A 16358-nucleotide genomic window follows, 5' to 3' on the forward strand; every position below is an offset into this window, starting at 1 on the left:
ATAAGAAAAGTTTTAGGAGCGAACTCCATTCGTCAACTACCCCCACTGAGATAAAACGTTTCAAATGAAACAACATGCGAACATGTTCTTCATCGTAATTCCTTTTGACTCAAGTAGTCGAATTATAATGATAATCATAATCATCGTTTAATTTCGTTGTCTTACAATCCATTCCCTCCTTATCTATGCAGATTATATCGTAAAACGAAAAAAACATTAGCACTGGGAAAATTACTATGAGCGAAACAAGAGAGTTCAGCCTACCTTCTGACAGCAATTCATCTCCACCTGAATTGTTGGGTTTCACCCGTAACACAAATCAGATGGAGTCTTCTTGCCGAAAAGGATAAAAAAACAGCCCGCCTTCCGCAAAAGACGAGCCATTCCATTTAATTTTCACTTATTCTCTTCTTATACCAATCCTGCATTCTCTCCGCATCCTCTACTCTCGTATGCTCTAATTTATAACTTGATGATGCACTGGAAAACTTATACGTACATAAATCCGCGCGGCGCTGGAAATAGGATTGCGTCTTCTCCATTGATTGGACGTGTCTTCTTCTGACAAGTCCGGTATATTTTCCGACGCTGCGATATACAAGCGTAATTTGCTCTCCATTTACACTGTAACCATTTGTTTTAAATGTTGCGTATCCAAGTGTAAAGATGAGAATCGCGAGCGGAATGAGTGCCCACATAATGAAGTGCTTTTCAAAGTATATACTTATTCCAATAAGCGGGATAGCTAACATTGCGAAGAAGATGAAGCTATCAATGAGATAGCGGCGTAATGCTGCTTTTGGTAATGAAATAATATTTGTATTCAGTTCGTATGGTAGTTGTAAATGCGCGAGTAACTGTTGTACTCGATCTTTTCGAATGATTGGATGGAGTGTAACTTTCTCCTCTTTCCCCTCACTTTGAATGACTTCTACTTGCACAGCACAATAGCCGAACATTTGACGGAAAATGCCTTCTTTTATCGTAATCCCTTGAATACGATGTAACTTTAAGACGAGTTCTTTTTTCTCAAGTAATCCTTGTGAAATGCGGACTTCGTCATTTTTTCGATTTACTGTGAAATCTCCATGTTTTAGCGCATAACCGATTGTAGATATAACCCACGAAAGGGCAAGCAAAATAGCTACCATGAAAATCCAGCCATATATGTCATGTTCCATTACATACGACTTTACGCTATTCTCTATCCATTTCGGAATATACTCATCTACTTGGTGATACACGAAAAAGATTAACGAGAATAATAGCCCAAACTGACCCGATGTAACAGAGGCTAATAAAATTTCCTTCCAAGTCAATTTATATTCTGTCGTTTGTTTTTCTTCTGTAATGATTTCTTTTTCTACTGTATTTTCTATTGCTTCGTCTACCATTTCTTCTGCTTTCACTTCTGGAGTTGGCTCATTGAGTAAGGAAATAAGCTCCTTCGCCTCATCTTCCTTAATTCCAGCTAAGCTTACTTCTGCATCATCGCCTCCGCCAGCTGTTTCGATTTGAATTTTCTTTAAGCCAAGCATTTGATATAGCACGTTAGAACTTGTATTAATCGTTTGCACACGTTCTTTATTTAAGTAGCTCTCCTTCTTCACAAAGAGACCTTGTTTCACATGTAATACGTTATTTTCAACCCAATACGTTGTGTAATACCATTTTTCAAACGCTGAAAAAACGGTGAGTAAACCGAATGCAGCGGGAATTAAATACCAAAACGGAAATTTTCCGTTTAAACTAAACATGAAAATAATGAGTGGGATAAAGTCTGTTATTTTTAATTCTAATAACATCGTGATTGGATGCTGCCTCTTATACATCCTCATCACTCACTTTCGCTAATTCTGCAATTTTCATTTTCAACATTTCTGCTTCATACATCGTTAAGCCTGGGATGCTGTGAGAAGTTGCTGCTGTTGAAATGTGCAATTCTGCTAAGCCATATTTTCTCATAATCGGCCCTTGTTCAATCGTAACGTGCTGTACACGAATCATCGGTACTAATACGCGCTTTACGACGAAAAGGCCGTGCTGAATTTCAAGTTCTTCTTCATTTAGTTGGTAGCTGTAATAACGCTGACGTAGTTTTGGGAATACGAAGTACTCCAATGGTGCTAACGCAACTGTTAACCCGATTAACACGTACAAAATCCACGCCCACCAATCAAACTTTATCATGAGGAAAAGGTAAGCTAAAATGACAAGAATACCGATCCCTTCTTCTATTACAGCCCGAACTTTCCACACCTTGACCATGTCAGGGTGAATTTCATTTTTCAATGGCTCCATGTAACCACTCCAAATCTAGTAATCTAATATATAAATAGTCTCAATCTATATTTTACGTAACCTTACAGAAAATTGAAATTTAATCTTCTTTCTTCTCAGGAATAAAATATCCGAACCAAAGTAGCCAAATGAAACCGATTAACTTCATCCAATTTCCATCCGCTTGAAAAGCTTCAATCATACCTGGTATTTTATAAATCCCAATAAATCCAAGAAAACCGAGCCACCAGTTTTTTTGCATTTTCATCTTTATTCCTCCTTCATGACCTTTTTCACATTTCGAATCCAAATTTCTTTATACTTTAACTGAAATCCCATGAGCATGTAGTTGCTCATATTATCGATCACAAGCGCCAACGTATGAGCATTTTCTTCCGTTGCCTGTTGTGACACAACGTCAAGTTCCACACCTTTCTTCAATAAGTCGTGGAAACCATTTAAAAACTCTTCTTGTATTTCAAATAAGCGTTTCTGATACTTTTCATTTCGCGCCGCAGTTACGATAAATTCATTTATGACGCGCAGTATTCCTTCTTGTCCTTCATACTCAGAGAGCATATGTAAACCATCTGCGATTAACTTTTCTGCAAAATTTTCTTTCGTATATTGCTCTTTATCAAAATAACTCACGAAATGATACCCAGAAAAAATTTCTTCAAATAAAAAGTCCACTAACGCTTCTTTAGAAGAGAAATGATAATAAATAGCCGGTTTTGAAATACCTACCTCTTTCGCAATCATGGAAAGGCTCATCTTCTCAATGCCGTGCTCTGCCATAAGTTTAAATGACGCCTCTACAATGTTTTGCGATGTTTGTAAATTCTTTGTCATACTGTACCTCACTTATTTTTACTTACCGGTCGGTAAGTAAATTATAAAATGAAACGAAATGATTTTCAAGTTAGTTAGCGCTTCAGAAGGTATTTATTGGAAAATGAAGAAATTTATAAAGTAAAAGCAATATATAACAATAAGGAGGATATCATATGGGACTTGGTGGTAAAGGCGGTAGTGGTGGCACTGGCGGCGGTGAAGCTGAACAAGCTGGTAAGAACGGATTTTCATTCATCATTGTACTTTTTATCGTATTGATTATAGTTGGAGTTAGCTATATCGGACTTAGCTTCTAAGAAAAGGCGCCCTACATTACACATGTAGGACGCCTTTCTTTTAATCCTTATTCAACAATCGCATACGATAACAATTCATCGTTACTTCTCCAAGTCTTTGCAATAATTGATAGTTCGCATATGCGCCGACCGGGGCACCGATTATTGGTACGAGCTGAAGCATTTTTGCTAAATCGATATAGTCTCGGTACTCTGTTTGGAACTTTTCCCAGTCCATATGATTTTCTTCTTCTGTATCCCACGTTTCGATTGCTTTCCATATTTCTTTTCGGTGGTCGTCACTTGAAAAGGCAAGCTGGAAAACGTGAAAGATAAAAAGGCGCTCTTCTTTGTTGCTCGTATCAAATCCGTACAATGTTGCTGCATCGAATAAAAATTTAATTTTAATACCGAGTAAAAGCGGAAAGTCAGCAAGGCCAAGGAGAATACCGCCTGCTCCCGTCCCTGCTCCTTCTGCCGCTGCTATTTTTTTGTACTCATCCATTTTTTTACGTACTTCGTCGTCTCGTCTTTGCAATGACCAGTTCGTCTCTTTTAATTTCGGCTTTATAAAGTTTGATCCGGCGCTAATCGTTTGCACCATCATCCGAATCGTTTCCGTTAATACTTTTTGTACTTTCGCCGGAATAAGCTGTTGTACTTTCGTCTGCACTTTCTTTGAGAACCGTGTCATCATAGAAGAATCTTTCATGAATGTAGCTTTCCACTGCTCCAGTTCTTTTATAACCTTTTCTTCATATGTAATCATAGGTTCATTCCCTTCAATTTAAACGCTCAATACGTTTTGCCCCGTATTGATAAACGAAACCGATACTAAATACTATGCTTACGACTAATAAAATTCCCGTCATTATGAAATCTTTCGTCGCAAGTACAAATATGATTGTAAAGATAATACTACCTGTAATAAGGATCGCATTTAATAAAGTAAGGAAATCTTTCTTCTTCTCTTCTCCGCCTACTGGGTACAAATCAAGCCAAATTTTCATGCGGTGATGTTTCCATAAAGTTAATAGCTGATAACCAATTAAGTATAGGAAGATAAGGCTTACGATAAATCGTCCATATAAAAACGGAATGAAGTAAAGAATAACTCCTCCAAGAACGAGCAGGCGTACATATAAGCCGAAATAGTTACCAGATCTTAAGAAAGTTCTCGTATATAAGTATAAATATGTACGCTTTTCGCCGATCATTGAAAGAATAAAATCAAGCCATTTTCTACGTGCTACTCTCTCTTTTAATGCTGGTACATCAACGAACATATTCGCGATGCGGTACAACAGCATCATCTTCTTACCTTCTTCAGAAATTAAATATTCCCAGTTTAACGGCTTTCCCTTCACCATTTGATACATAATCGCAAGGTATAACACCATGAGAAGGACGATTCCACCAATAAACATAACGGAAGTACGTTCTACAAGGAAATACACAAATAAGGCGTTTAAAATAAATCGAATGAACCAATCGGCTCTTTGTATATTTTGATCTGTTAAAAATGACTTTTCCCACGCTACAAATAAATTCCACGCTTTTACAATGACAAACGCGATTACAATCCATATGTAAGTCGCTCCTGTTTGCTTCATTTGCTGGAAGTATAACGGGGCAAGCGCTGCCGCTACAATTGCGATTATGTACAACTGAATCATAAACGTAAAAAGAAACGCCTTTGTAAAATATGGTTTTAATTTTTGTTCAACTGGCAGTAAGTAAACGAGATCCGCTTCTTTTAATAACGTTTGAATAGATCCGGCCGTTAATACGAGTCCAAGTAACACTGCCATAACGAGCGCAGTCGGAAATGAAGGTGTTAACGTTTGTAACCATTGCTGGTAATAATACGCTCCTGCGCCGATGATGAATACGAAAATAAATTTTAAATGATCATTAAATACGTATTTACTATATGTACGAACTTCTTGTAGAAAGTGACGAAATCGTTCTTTCCATAACGCTGTGCTATTCATAATCTTCTTCCTTCGTTAATGCAATATAAATATCATCTAACGTTGCACCTGGCATATGAAACTGTGATTGCAGCTCAGATAACGTTCCCTTCGCTCTTACTTCGCCTTGATGCAGAATAATGAATGAATCACAATAACGCTCTGCTGTCGCTAAAATATGTGTACTCATTAAAATACCTGCACCGCTCTTTTTCATTTGATCCATCATTTGAAGGAGTGATTGAATCGCTAACGGATCAAGCCCAACGAACGGTTCGTCCACAATATAAAGAGATGGCTCCACTAAAAATGCACTCATAATCATTACTTTTTGTTTCATCCCTTTTGAGAAATGAGACGGAAACCATTTCAAACGATTTTTCATACGAAATTCTTGTAATAATTGTCCTACACGTTCTTCATATTGTTTTTCATCTACACCGTAAGCCATCGCTGTTAACTTCAAATGTTCTTCTAGCGTTAGCTCATCATATAATACTGGTGTTTCTGGGATGAACGAAAAACTAGAACGGTACGCTGTCATATCATCACGAATTGTTTTCCCATTAATTGTGACAGTTCCTTTTTTCGGTTCCATTAAACCGATAATATGTTTAATCGTCGTACTTTTACCCGCTCCATTTAAACCGATTAAGCCGACAAGTTCGCCTTTATTCACAGAGAACGAAACATCTTTTAATACAGGTCGTTTCGTATATCCTCCTGTAACATTTTCTACACGCAATAACTCGCTCATACGACACCACTTTCTTCATTTATATTCGTTCTATATTTATCTTACCAAAAATTACGCTGTACTACATAGTATCGATGCGTTCAAAAAAAATTTAAATTTGTTCGCATATATTATTACGAAAGCGGACATCATAATTATTGAAGAAGGAACACATTGAAAAAGCGACCACCTATTGATGAGTACAACAACATAGTGAAGTCATCATGAAATGGGGTGTCCATGTTGGACAAAGAAATTTACACATAACCAGATCATTTGTTTCATTTTCGAAACGGGGTGTCTCTGAAAGAGCATATACTGTTTTAAAAAATAAACAATTTCATTTTATAAAAGATTGCAATTCATTTCACTTGAAAATGGGGTGTCTACGGCAGAAACTTTAGCCGATTTACCGTGCATTTCTTAAATAAATGAGGTGTCTGCGAAACGTAAATTACGATAATGCTTTTTCAATCCCTCTTCAGAAAACAGGAAGCTGAGTCAGCTTCCTGTTTTTCGTGTTTGTTCTCTTATGTAATTATGGTAAAATACGGCTAAGGATATTTGAAAGGATGAGATCAATGAATCATACAGCGGACAATTGTATTTTTTGTAAAATTATTGACGGGCAAATCCCTTGCTCAAAAGTATACGAAGATGAACATGTGCTTGCATTTTTAGATATTAGTCAAGTAACAAAAGGACATACTCTTGTTATTCCAAAAGTTCACAAACAAGACATTTTTGCGTTAACGCCAGAAATCGCATCACACATTTTTTCTGTCGTTCCGAAAATCGCAAACGCGATTAAAGCAGAGTTTAATCCAGTTGGCTTTAACCTACTTAACAACAACGGTGAAAAAGCTGGACAAACTGTGTTCCACTTCCACCTTCATTTAATTCCACGCTACGGTGAAAACGATGGTTTCGGTGCTGTTTGGAAATCACATCAAAATGAATACACTATGGAAAATTTACAAAACATCGCAAGTACAATTGCAAATAGCGTGAAATAGTGACACTATAATAAGTAGTCATACATAACAAGCCACTTTCCTAAAGTGATTAAATATGGCACGGCTTGTTTCTCCACTTAAGATGCCAGGGACTATACACTTTTCCCTTGTCTTAAAGATATGCATATTTTTTCACATCATGAATACGAACAAAAAATAAGGAGGTCTCCTTTTATGTCAAAAGCTAAATCCTTTATTACAGGTGTCATTTGCGGCGGAGCAGTTGCTGGACTAGCTGTTCTTTTCTCAACTCCTTCTTCTGGCAAAGACATGCGCGGTAAGTTAAAAGAAAAAGGAAATGATATTAAAAAGACTTTAGCTGATATTACAGCTGATACAAAATTATTAAAACGTCAAATCGTTGAAACTGCTTCAGAAGGTAAAGAAGTGTTCCAAGAATTAAAAGACGACATGCACGATACACTTTCTAACTGGAAGCAAGATATTTCTCAAAACAAACGACATATTGAGCAAGAGATTTTGGACATTCAAAAATCAATTGAGAAACTACAAGAAGCTGTTCCGGAAAAAGCGTAAACAAATTCCTGCTTAGTTTTTTGCATATAACAAATATTTTTTATATAAATTGACCTTAACACGGCATATCACATAGATATGCCGTGTTTTTATGCATTTACAATATATGTTATCACTTAACATGTATGGACAACACATGTATTCATGACTTATAAACCGCTTCCATAGTTATGCATGATTTGTATAGAATGTCGTTTTTTTAAAAAATTTTCACAATTCTCACAAAAATACTTTATTAATTTTTATTTTACTGGCATAATAGATAGTAATGAAAAAGAATGTTAAAGTGGGTGAGTATATGAAAAGTGGAGAAAAAGATTACTCGGTAAAAGAAGCGATGATTTTCAGCCAACGCATTGCTCAATTATCGAAAGCGTTATGGAAATGTGTAGAGAAAGATTGGCAAATGTGGATTAAACCTTATGATTTAAACATTAATGAGCATCATATTTTAACAATCGCTTATCATTTAAAAGGGGCTTCTATTTCTGAGATTGCTAAGTTTGGAGTTATGCACGTATCAACGGCGTTTAACTTCTCGAAAAAGTTGGAAGAACGCGGCTATCTTGTATTCTCGAAAAAAGAAGATGATAAACGAAATACGTACATCGAAATTACAGACAAAGGGGAAGAATTACTACTTCGCTTAATGGAGGAGTATGACCCTGAAAATAATTCAGTGTTTAATGGGGCTCTTGCACTTCGTAATTTTTATGGGAAGTTCCCAGAAAATATCGAACTGATTGCTATCTTGCGTAACATTTACGGACAAGACTTCATCGATATTTTTGAGAAATCATTAGAAGATATTGAAGAGAACTTTACAGAATCCGATCAGAAGTTAGTTAAGAAGTAATCTATTTATTTTTCGCAATCATGCTTAAGAATTCATTCATAAGCGGTTTGAATAAACCTTGTTTTGCTAGCGCTTCCGCAGTTTCGTGTACTTCGAGCTGATGTGGAAGCGCTTTTTCAAATTGATCTAATAGCGCATCGAACAAAAGAAGTCCTTCTGCTTTCTCCGCTACATATTGTTCGTTCAGCTTTTCACAAAGATGTAGTATACGTTCAACATCTTTTTTACGAGCTTTTTTCTTTATGATCAAAGAATAAAATGGACACTTTTCTTCATCAATCATTTTAAATAGTAGGTCTACGTAGTATTCAGCTTGTTCTAATCTTCTAACAACGTCCATTTTCTCCCTCACTTTCTAACACAAAGTCTTCTATTTCTGAATTTTATAACACGAACAAAATATCGTATGATACAATATATAAAGTATATGTATTTTAGCCAAAAGGAGGTCTCGCCTCATGACACTTATAACAGTTGTTTTTGTCGCATTCGCACTTCTTGTTATATTTTACACGAATTTCATGACACATACACTGTGTGAACGAAAACAAATATCTGCGAGCCGCCAACCCGGTGTCTTTCGGGTTATTAATGTATGTATAACAATTTTATTAATTTCTAGTTATATAGAAATTATATTTCATGGAAAGTGAGGAAGGAAAGCCCCTTCCTCACTTTTTTCCTCTATAAGCAAATTATACCTACTATAACCAATAAAATAAACAGTACAAGTAATAAAATAAGTTGAGAATTCATCCCTATCCCCTCCTCTATTCTGTATATGCGGCATACGCCCAATATGGTACACCTTCAAAATCTGACACGTACTGGTTAATTTTTCTTTATCAATATGAAAACACGTCGAAATATGATATATTAAATTTTGTACATATTGCTTATACTATGAAATACATGACACGCATCTTAACTTTATCCTAAAGCCTCGGTAAGCCCTGTTAAGCGCGCTTTACCAACAAAAAAAGCAAAAGTATCAGTGAGACTTAATCGGGCTCTGATGAACTAAAATTCATTGGTATAGGATAAATTAAAAATACATAATAGTAGGAGTGTTTATCGAATGAAGAAAGCTATGCTTGCCTTAGCCGCAACAAGTGTAATCGCATTATCAGCATGTGGAACATCATCATCAGACAAAATCGTTACATCTAAAGCTGGTGACATTACAAAAGAAGAATTCTACGAGCAAATGAAAACACAAGCTGGTAAACAAGTACTAAATAACATGGTTATGGAAAAAGTACTTATTAAAAACTACAAAGTTGAAGACAAAGAAGTAGACAAAAAGTTCGATGAAATGAAAAAACAATACGGTGATCAATTCGATACACTATTAAAACAACAAGGTATTAAAGAAGAAACGTTAAAAACTGGTGTACGTGCTCAATTAGCGCAAGAAAAAGCTATTGAGAAAACAATCACTGATAAAGAATTGAAAGATAACTACAAGCCTGAAATTAAAGCAAGCCACATTCTTGTAAAAGATGAAGCAACTGCGAAAAAGGTAAAAGAAGAACTTGGACAAGGTAAATCTTTCGAAGAGTTAGCAAAACAATACTCTGAAGATACTGGTTCAAAAGAAAAAGGTGGAGACTTAGGATTCTTCGGACCTGGCAAAATGGTTAAAGAATTCGAAGAGGCTGCTTACAAGCTGAAAAAAGATGAAGTAAGCGAACCTGTGAAATCACAATTCGGTTACCACATCATTAAAGTAACAGACATTAAAGAGCCAGAAAAATCATTCGAACAATCTAAAGCTGACATCAAAAAAGAAATCGTTCAAAAGAAAGCACAAGATGGCGAATTCATGAACGATCTTATGATGAAAGAAATCAAAAAAGCTGACGTAAAAGTTGACGATAAAGATTTAAAAGATCTTTTCAAAGAGCAAAAAGCTGACGCTAAGAAAGACGAAAAGAAATAATGAAAAGCTCGGGATTAACCCGAGCTTTTTTATTTGCCCTCTTTTGTGGTACGTTACGTCCGGATTCGATAAATGAAATTATATAGTTGGTCCTTTGAATAAATTATATCAGCGATTTTTCAATTATATCGACCGCAACTCCAATTATATCGGCGATTTTTCAATTATATCGGCGCAACTCCAATTATATCGGCGATTTTCATAATATATCGACTTACCGACAGAAACCGACAATAACCGCGAATCCCTCTTAAAACACAAAAAAACCTTGATCCACGTAGCATGGAACCAAGGTTTATCTTATTATCATTGATTAAATTAAAAAACTATGTTAAATTAGTACAGAAACACATTTTATAAAATACAAAGAACGTATTTATCCGTATCTTAATTTTACACCAAAACACATCTTCAGTCAACCCCTATTTTTCACTTTTAAAGGAGTGCTTACCGTATGAACAAAAAACTTGATTTAGAGCAAAAACGATTGGATACCGTAATAGAAACGATTACGGAGCAAATTGATAAACTGGAAAACGAAACTGGCAGACGCCGGGCAGAAGTAATCAATATTCGTAAACACTTTTGGGATGATGTGAAAGTGAACACGGATACTTTTGATGATTATCTGGAAACAGTTATCAACTTAAGGCAACAAGCTCAGTCACTAGCTGTCACACAAATTACTCATAAGCACACCTTTAATCGACTTGCCGCATTAAGACGCATGCATAAAGCACCTTATTTTGGACGAATTGATTTTAAAGAAGAAGGAGAATCTGCTGCGGAGAAAATTTATATCGGTGTAGCCACGCTTACTGATGCAAGCGGAGAAAACTTTCTTATATATGACTGGCGCGCACCCATTTCAAGTGTGTACTACGATTATCCACCAGGACCGGCTGAATACAGTACACCAGGAGGCGTAATTCACGGTAATGTGGAGAAAAAATTACAATACATTATTCAAAATGGCAAGATTGATTCTATGTTCGATACGAGCCTTACAATTGGTGATGAGATCTTGCAACAAGCGCTCGGAAAAGGCACAAACAAACATATGCAAAGTATCGTTGCTACAATTCAGCGCGAGCAAAATGAAATTATTCGTCACGATGAAGGCCGACTTCTTATCGTGCAAGGAGCTGCTGGTAGTGGTAAAACATCTGCTGCCCTTCAGCGAATCGCCTACTTACTATATAAATATCGCGAATGGCTAAAAGCGGATCAAATTATTCTCTTCTCCCCTAACTCTATGTTCAATAGCTACGTATCTAACGTACTACCTGAACTCGGCGAAGAAAATATGCAGCAAGTGACATTCCAAGAATATTTAAACCATAGACTAAGCAAGTCATTTGATGTTGAAGATCCTTATGAGCAATTAGAATATATGCTAACTGAAACGAATAGCCCTACCTATAAAACGAGAAATGCGAGCATCCGATTTAAGGCATCTACTCAATTTTTCGAAATGATTCGAGCGTACAGAGAATCTCTTGAATCTTCAGGCATGCTATTTAGGGGAATGAAATTTAGAGGAAAGTTAATTGTTTCTGCTAAAGAAATTACAGAGCAGTTTTACAATACCGATTCCTCCCTCCGCTTCCATAATCGAATTGAAAAGTTAACGGATTGGCTAAATAAACAAATAGATGAAATTGAAAAAACAGAACTGAAAAAGCCCTGGGTAGAAGAGGAAATTGAATTACTTAGTAAAGATGAATATCAAAAGGCTTATAAATATTTACAAAAAAAAGGTGAGTTTGACGACAACTCCTTTCAAGATTTTGAAAAAGAAACGAGAGTACTTGGACGTATGATTGTCCGTAAAAAATTGAAGCCACTGCGTAAAGGCGTTCAAACATTACGCTTTATCAATTTCACGGGCATATATAAACAACTTTTCACAGATGCATCATGGGTTATGGGAGAAAAACCGAAAGAATGGGATGACATTTGCTCCTTAACGGTGAACATGCTCGATGAAGGAAAGTTATATTACGAGGATGCGACTCCATTTTTACTTTTAAAAGAATTAATTGAAGGCTTCCAAACGAACAGATCGATTAAACACGTACTCGTTGACGAAGCGCAAGATTATTCACCGTTCCAGTTCGAGTTTTTAAAACGTCTCTTCCCTGCTGCGAGAATGACGGTACTCGGAGACTTTAACCAAGCGATATTTGCCCATGCGAGTGAAACAGTGAATTTCGATACACTTACGAATTTATACGGGCCAGACGAAACAAACGGCATTAACTTAACTCGTAGCTATCGCTCAACAAAACCAATCATTGAATTTACACGTGCTCTCGTACCAGAAGGAAAGAACATTCACGCCTTTGAACGTGACGGCGAGAAACCTACAGTAACGAAAGTATCAAATGATAGAGAACTGCACAAACATATTACTGCCAAAGTTGCTGAACTACAAAAAGAGCAGCACAATACGATCGCAATTATATGTAAATCTGCAGCTGAAAGTGCCGCTGCTTACGAAGCGCTTAGTCATATCGAGAATATTAAACTCGTGAAGAGTAACTCAGCCGATTATGAGCAAGGTATCGTCGTGATCCCTGCTTACTTAGCGAAAGGTATCGAATTTGATGCTGTTATTATTTACAATGCTTCTAAAGATGTATACAGCGATGAGAGCGTTCGTAGATTGTTCTATACTGCTTGTACACGCGCGATGCATGAATTGCAACTTTATAGCGTTGGCGAGGTTAGTCCTTTTATACTTGGGGCTGATGCGGAGAGTTTTGAGCTTATAATGAAAACACCTCGATAATTGAAGTGAACCCCGAAAACGGGACACATATTAGAACACCTCCCGAATTCGCATATTAAGTATGCAAATTCAATGGAGGTGTTCTTTTTATCATTTAGACTTGTAAAATGCTTCGTATTTCTTCTAAACGTAAATTTGTAAACTTTGCAATATCTTCGATTGTCATTCCATTTTTATGCATTCCACGAATTAATTGAATCTTACCTTCTTCAATCCCCTCTTTCTTTCCTTCATTACGAGCATGAGCGAACTTTGCGGCTTCATCCATCAAAGCTTTCTCTCTTGCCTCATATGCTTGTCGGAAAGAAGAATCTTGACTCATACGCTCCCATTTATTCATCGCTTTTTGTAAAATCGGATCTTGGTTCATCGCAATGTCCTCCAATGTTTGGGTTAGTTGTTCATCCTCGTTTGCCGGAAGTAATAATAACCAACGAACAAACAAATCTTCCCAAGGATTTACTTGTTCATTCCGCCACTGTTGCATAAGTTTCGAAATCTCTACGATGTGAACTTCGATATGACTACTCAACATTTTATGTTGTTGGCGATTCCATAAAACTCCTGTTGTATGGAATGCCTCGTATTCAGGAAACATAACGAAATTTAACCAATTGATTGTAATTGTTTTATGAAGAGAGCTGTATGGCATTCCCTTTTGAAGTTGAGCTGTGTATAACCTTCCCCAATAATATAAACTGCGTTTAATCATATCATGATTATTATTGAGTTGTATTTCTACATTGACTTTTGTTCCTGTGTCTAATGTAGCTGAAATATCTAAGATAGATAACTTATCTTCTTCATGTTCCCTGTGTAAATGTGGATTTGCGAATTGTAACGAAACAATGGGTGATTCTAAAGAATCCTGTAACATCGCATTTAAAAAAGCAATTAAAATATCTTCATTTCCACTTGTGCCAAATAATTGTTTAAAAGCAAAATCAATGCGTAAATTCACTAATTGTTGGCTGAACATAAAATGTTCTCTCCCCATCTCATAAGAGGCTTTTCTTTTCTTTTCTTTTCTTTTCTTTTCTTTTCTTTTCTTTTATTGTACATAAAATAGTGATACGCATACAAACAAGCACTTACTTAAATTTCTTAAAATGACCTGTTTTTGCAGGTTATCACATCACTTCTCACGATGCAGACATTCTTACGATTGACGTACTTCTATCCTCACCTTTACTAGATCCTAACACTTCCGAAAAAGATGCGGAAGAATACGCCTATTTACAACAACTAGCTGAATCAATTTCTCATTCTGAATTATGTACTTCTATAAAAGCAAGTGCACTTATTTAAACACGAAAAGAGGGTTATTTATCATAACCCCCTTTTGCTATCTATTTACGTTTGTACTTGATCATAATAATGCATTCTTTTATATGCAACTTATATAAGTATCAAGGTGTTTTTCTCATTCTGAATGAAACACCCTTACGTCTATACACACTCAGCACAATCCCCATTATAAGCGCATGAAATACAGTCGGCGTTAATCCGTAACTAATAAAAGGTAAGGATATAGCAGCAAGCGGCAATAATCCTAGTATCATCCCAACATTATAAATGAACTGGAATACAAAAAGAGTCAATCCACCAACGAGCAGCAATTTACCGTACCGATCATTTACTTTATAAGAGATGACTATTAATCTTGCTACAAAAAGAGAAAGAACGAAGACAAGAATTAACGCAAGCCAATACCCATAATAGTAAGTCAAACTTGCAAATACAAAATCAGTATCCGGAGCAGGGATGAATTTTGTATCTCCAGATGTACCAAACCAACCTGCTGATGACATTACCTCTTTTAATCGTATATACATAAATCCTGCGCCACCTGCATCACTCTCAGGATTTAAATACCCTAAAAGTCTATCTAGGTGGTATCCTGAAGACCATGATACGGATACCTTGATCATAAATAAACAAATAGGTACAATCGTAATAATCAACGACGTTTTCTTTCCTAGCTTACTCCACCAAAGCATAACGAATACCATCGTAATATAGATAAAAATTGACGAAAGGGTGGATACAATTAAAAATAAATACAAAGAAAATAAATATAAAACCACAAGATGTATAATCTTTAACCTACTATCATTAAAAAAAGAAGCCCAAGCTAGAAAAAAGAAAGGCACTGCCATTAGACAGTCAATTGCAATTGGGCCGATTTGTATTAACGGTTCTCCAATCATTGAAGCGTTTGGAAAACAGTATAGCATTAACAGGATAACTACTCCGATTATATAAAACAACCATCCCATTCTCTCTAATTTCCGATAATCAAGTAACATCATCCCAATCGCTGTTACAACACCGAGAATAACAAATATCACCTTATTTATTATTACATCATTCGTATATTCAAAAACTAAAACCGGTAAAAAACCTAACCCCATAGCAGCCACTAATAAAATAAGTAAAAACCAATCCACCTTTGGCTTATGAAGTTTATTAAGTTCTTGCCCTAGTTTAATTGGACTTCCCATTTGTTCCACTGCTTTATTTTCAGCGACCTCCTCACTCAAACCTTTTTCTATCCATGTGTTCTTCGCCTGTTTTAGGTGAAAATCTAGTTCCGTTGCTACAAAGCTCTTTGCTTCATTTGATTTAATATGATTCGTAACTTCGCTTACAAAACGATCCCCTTTTTTATTCAATTCCGCCTCACTCCTGTACTAAGCCTTTTAGTATAAATTGTACCTTCGTAGCATTTTTTTCTGCCTTTCGCAGCATCTTTCTTCCTTTATCATTTAATTGATAATATTTGGCTCCTTCATGATCCCAACTTGATTGAATAAAACGATTCTGCTCTAGACGATGTAATACGGTATATAAAAACCCTTCATTTCCTTCGAATTTTCGAATCCCTCTTCCTCGTAGCAGCTGTGACAATTCGTATCCTGTTTTTTCATTACTGAGGAGTTGTAAAATCGCTAACGAGATGTCCTCTTCCTTCTCGTTCGAAGCATTGATTTTTTCGTGCACCTGCTTTCGATGTTGATCAGAAAAACTCAAATGTTTAAACGTTTTATTCTCCATTGATTTTCGCAGGCCTTTTAATCGATCTTCCATTTGA

18 protein-coding genes and 1 pseudogene are annotated in these 16358 nt (G+C 36.1%); 8 read left to right on the forward strand and 11 right to left on the reverse strand.

The genetic code is table 11. From position 1 onward, the window contains the following. Positions 1–389 precede the first annotated feature (389 nt). The 4 genes from LMD38_RS21165 to LMD38_RS21180 all read right to left on the reverse strand — a co-directional run bounded on the left by LMD38_RS21165 (position 390) and on the right by LMD38_RS21180 (position 3132). Positions 390–1832, reverse strand: coding sequence for a PH domain-containing protein (locus tag LMD38_RS21165; protein WP_062821508.1), 1443 nt, complete (start codon positions 1830–1832; stop codon positions 390–392). Next, a complete protein-coding gene (locus LMD38_RS21170) occupies positions 1825–2301 on the reverse strand; it encodes a PH domain-containing protein (RefSeq protein WP_000433534.1) in 477 nt (158 codons plus the stop codon). Before LMD38_RS21170 ends, LMD38_RS21165 begins: the two co-directional genes overlap by 8 nt. 79 nt (positions 2302–2380) lie before the next feature. Then, positions 2381–2548 (reverse strand): hypothetical protein, encoded by a 168-nt coding sequence (locus LMD38_RS21175; protein ID WP_016716715.1) that lies wholly within the window; start codon positions 2546–2548, stop codon positions 2381–2383. A 2-nt stretch (positions 2549–2550) separates the two neighbouring features. Further along, complete coding sequence (locus LMD38_RS21180; protein ID WP_016716714.1) at positions 2551–3132, reverse strand: TetR/AcrR family transcriptional regulator; 582 nt, start codon at positions 3130–3132, stop codon at positions 2551–2553. Positions 3133–3287: 155 nt separating this feature from the next. Here LMD38_RS21180 and LMD38_RS21185 point away from each other — a divergent pair, with 155 nt between their 5' ends. Continuing rightward, positions 3288–3431: a YjcZ family sporulation protein gene (locus tag LMD38_RS21185; RefSeq protein ID WP_080454313.1), complete on the forward strand. Its 144-nt coding sequence runs from the start codon at positions 3288–3290 to the stop codon at positions 3429–3431. A 40-nt stretch (positions 3432–3471) separates the two neighbouring features. Here the strand turns inward: LMD38_RS21185 and ecsC are convergent, their stop codons facing one another. Genes ecsC through ecsA form a run of 3 tightly spaced genes read right to left on the reverse strand, consistent with a single transcriptional unit; the run spans position 3472 to position 6140 of the window. Further along, positions 3472–4179 carry an ecs operon protein EcsC gene (gene ecsC, locus LMD38_RS21190; protein ID WP_228919976.1) on the reverse strand — a complete coding sequence of 236 codons (708 nt, stop codon included), beginning with the start codon at positions 4177–4179 and terminating at the stop codon, positions 3472–3474. A gap of 13 nt (positions 4180–4192) precedes the next feature. Beyond that, complete coding sequence (ecsB, locus tag LMD38_RS21195) at positions 4193–5404, reverse strand: ABC transporter permease EcsB (protein WP_016716713.1); 1212 nt, start codon at positions 5402–5404, stop codon at positions 4193–4195. After that, complete coding sequence (gene ecsA / locus LMD38_RS21200; protein ID WP_001292602.1) at positions 5397–6140, reverse strand: ABC transporter ATP-binding protein EcsA; 744 nt, start codon at positions 6138–6140, stop codon at positions 5397–5399. The genes ecsB and ecsA overlap by 8 nt, the downstream gene beginning before the upstream one ends. Positions 6141–6700: 560 nt before the next feature. On the opposite strand from ecsA, the gene LMD38_RS21205 reads away from it, so the two are divergent. The 3 genes from LMD38_RS21205 to LMD38_RS21215 all read left to right on the forward strand — a co-directional run bounded on the left by LMD38_RS21205 (position 6701) and on the right by LMD38_RS21215 (position 8528). Continuing rightward, the gene (locus LMD38_RS21205; RefSeq protein ID WP_001016840.1) at positions 6701–7135 is read left to right on the forward strand and encodes an HIT family protein; all 435 of its coding nucleotides are present in this window, start codon (positions 6701–6703) and stop codon (positions 7133–7135) included. 174 nt (positions 7136–7309) lie between these two features. Beyond that, entirely contained in the window at positions 7310–7672 is a 363-nt protein-coding gene (locus tag LMD38_RS21210) for a YtxH domain-containing protein (protein ID WP_000030301.1), read from the forward strand. Positions 7673–7970: 298 nt separating this feature from the next. Next, positions 7971–8528, forward strand: a complete 558-nt coding sequence (locus LMD38_RS21215) for an HTH-type transcriptional regulator Hpr (RefSeq protein WP_000834918.1) — start codon at positions 7971–7973, stop codon at positions 8526–8528. 1 nt (position 8529) lies between these two features. Here the strand turns inward: LMD38_RS21215 and LMD38_RS21220 are convergent, their stop codons facing one another. Further along, entirely contained in the window at positions 8530–8868 is a 339-nt protein-coding gene (locus LMD38_RS21220; RefSeq protein ID WP_000383661.1) for a DUF1878 family protein, read from the reverse strand. Between the two features lie 118 nt (positions 8869–8986). Between LMD38_RS21220 and LMD38_RS21225 the strand changes: the two genes are divergently transcribed. The 3 genes from LMD38_RS21225 (at position 8987) to helD (ending at position 13264) form a co-directional block, all read left to right on the forward strand. Further along, positions 8987–9181 (forward strand): hypothetical protein, encoded by a 195-nt coding sequence (locus LMD38_RS21225; RefSeq protein ID WP_000172692.1) that lies wholly within the window; start codon positions 8987–8989, stop codon positions 9179–9181. Between the two features lie 425 nt (positions 9182–9606). After that, entirely contained in the window at positions 9607–10470 is an 864-nt protein-coding gene (gene prsA / locus LMD38_RS21230; RefSeq protein ID WP_000710071.1) for a peptidylprolyl isomerase PrsA, read from the forward strand. A 454-nt stretch (positions 10471–10924) separates the two neighbouring features. Then, positions 10925–13264: an RNA polymerase recycling motor HelD gene (helD, locus tag LMD38_RS21235; protein WP_062821506.1), complete on the forward strand. Its 2340-nt coding sequence runs from the start codon at positions 10925–10927 to the stop codon at positions 13262–13264. Positions 13265–13358: 94 nt separating this feature from the next. Here helD and LMD38_RS21240 read toward each other — a convergent pair whose 3' ends face one another. Next, entirely contained in the window at positions 13359–14243 is an 885-nt protein-coding gene (locus LMD38_RS21240) for an Rpn family recombination-promoting nuclease/putative transposase (RefSeq protein ID WP_062821505.1), read from the reverse strand. Between the two features lie 134 nt (positions 14244–14377). Between LMD38_RS21240 and LMD38_RS21245 the strand changes: the two are divergent. Next, positions 14378–14572: pseudogene (locus LMD38_RS21245) on the forward strand (hypothetical protein); the annotation flags it as partial. Positions 14573–14673: 101 nt separating this feature from the next. On the opposite strand, the gene LMD38_RS21250 reads toward LMD38_RS21245, so the two are convergent. Next, positions 14674–15939: an FtsW/RodA/SpoVE family cell cycle protein gene (locus LMD38_RS21250; protein ID WP_062821504.1), complete on the reverse strand. Its 1266-nt coding sequence runs from the start codon at positions 15937–15939 to the stop codon at positions 14674–14676. Positions 15940–15946: 7 nt separating this feature from the next. Further along, positions 15947–16354 (reverse strand): PadR family transcriptional regulator, encoded by a 408-nt coding sequence (locus LMD38_RS21255; RefSeq protein WP_062821503.1) that lies wholly within the window; start codon positions 16352–16354, stop codon positions 15947–15949. Between the last annotated feature and the right edge of the window lie 4 nt (positions 16355–16358).

The organism is Bacillus pacificus (genome assembly GCF_020861345.1).
Classification (GTDB): Bacteria; Bacillota; Bacilli; order Bacillales; family Bacillaceae_G; genus Bacillus_A; species Bacillus_A pacificus.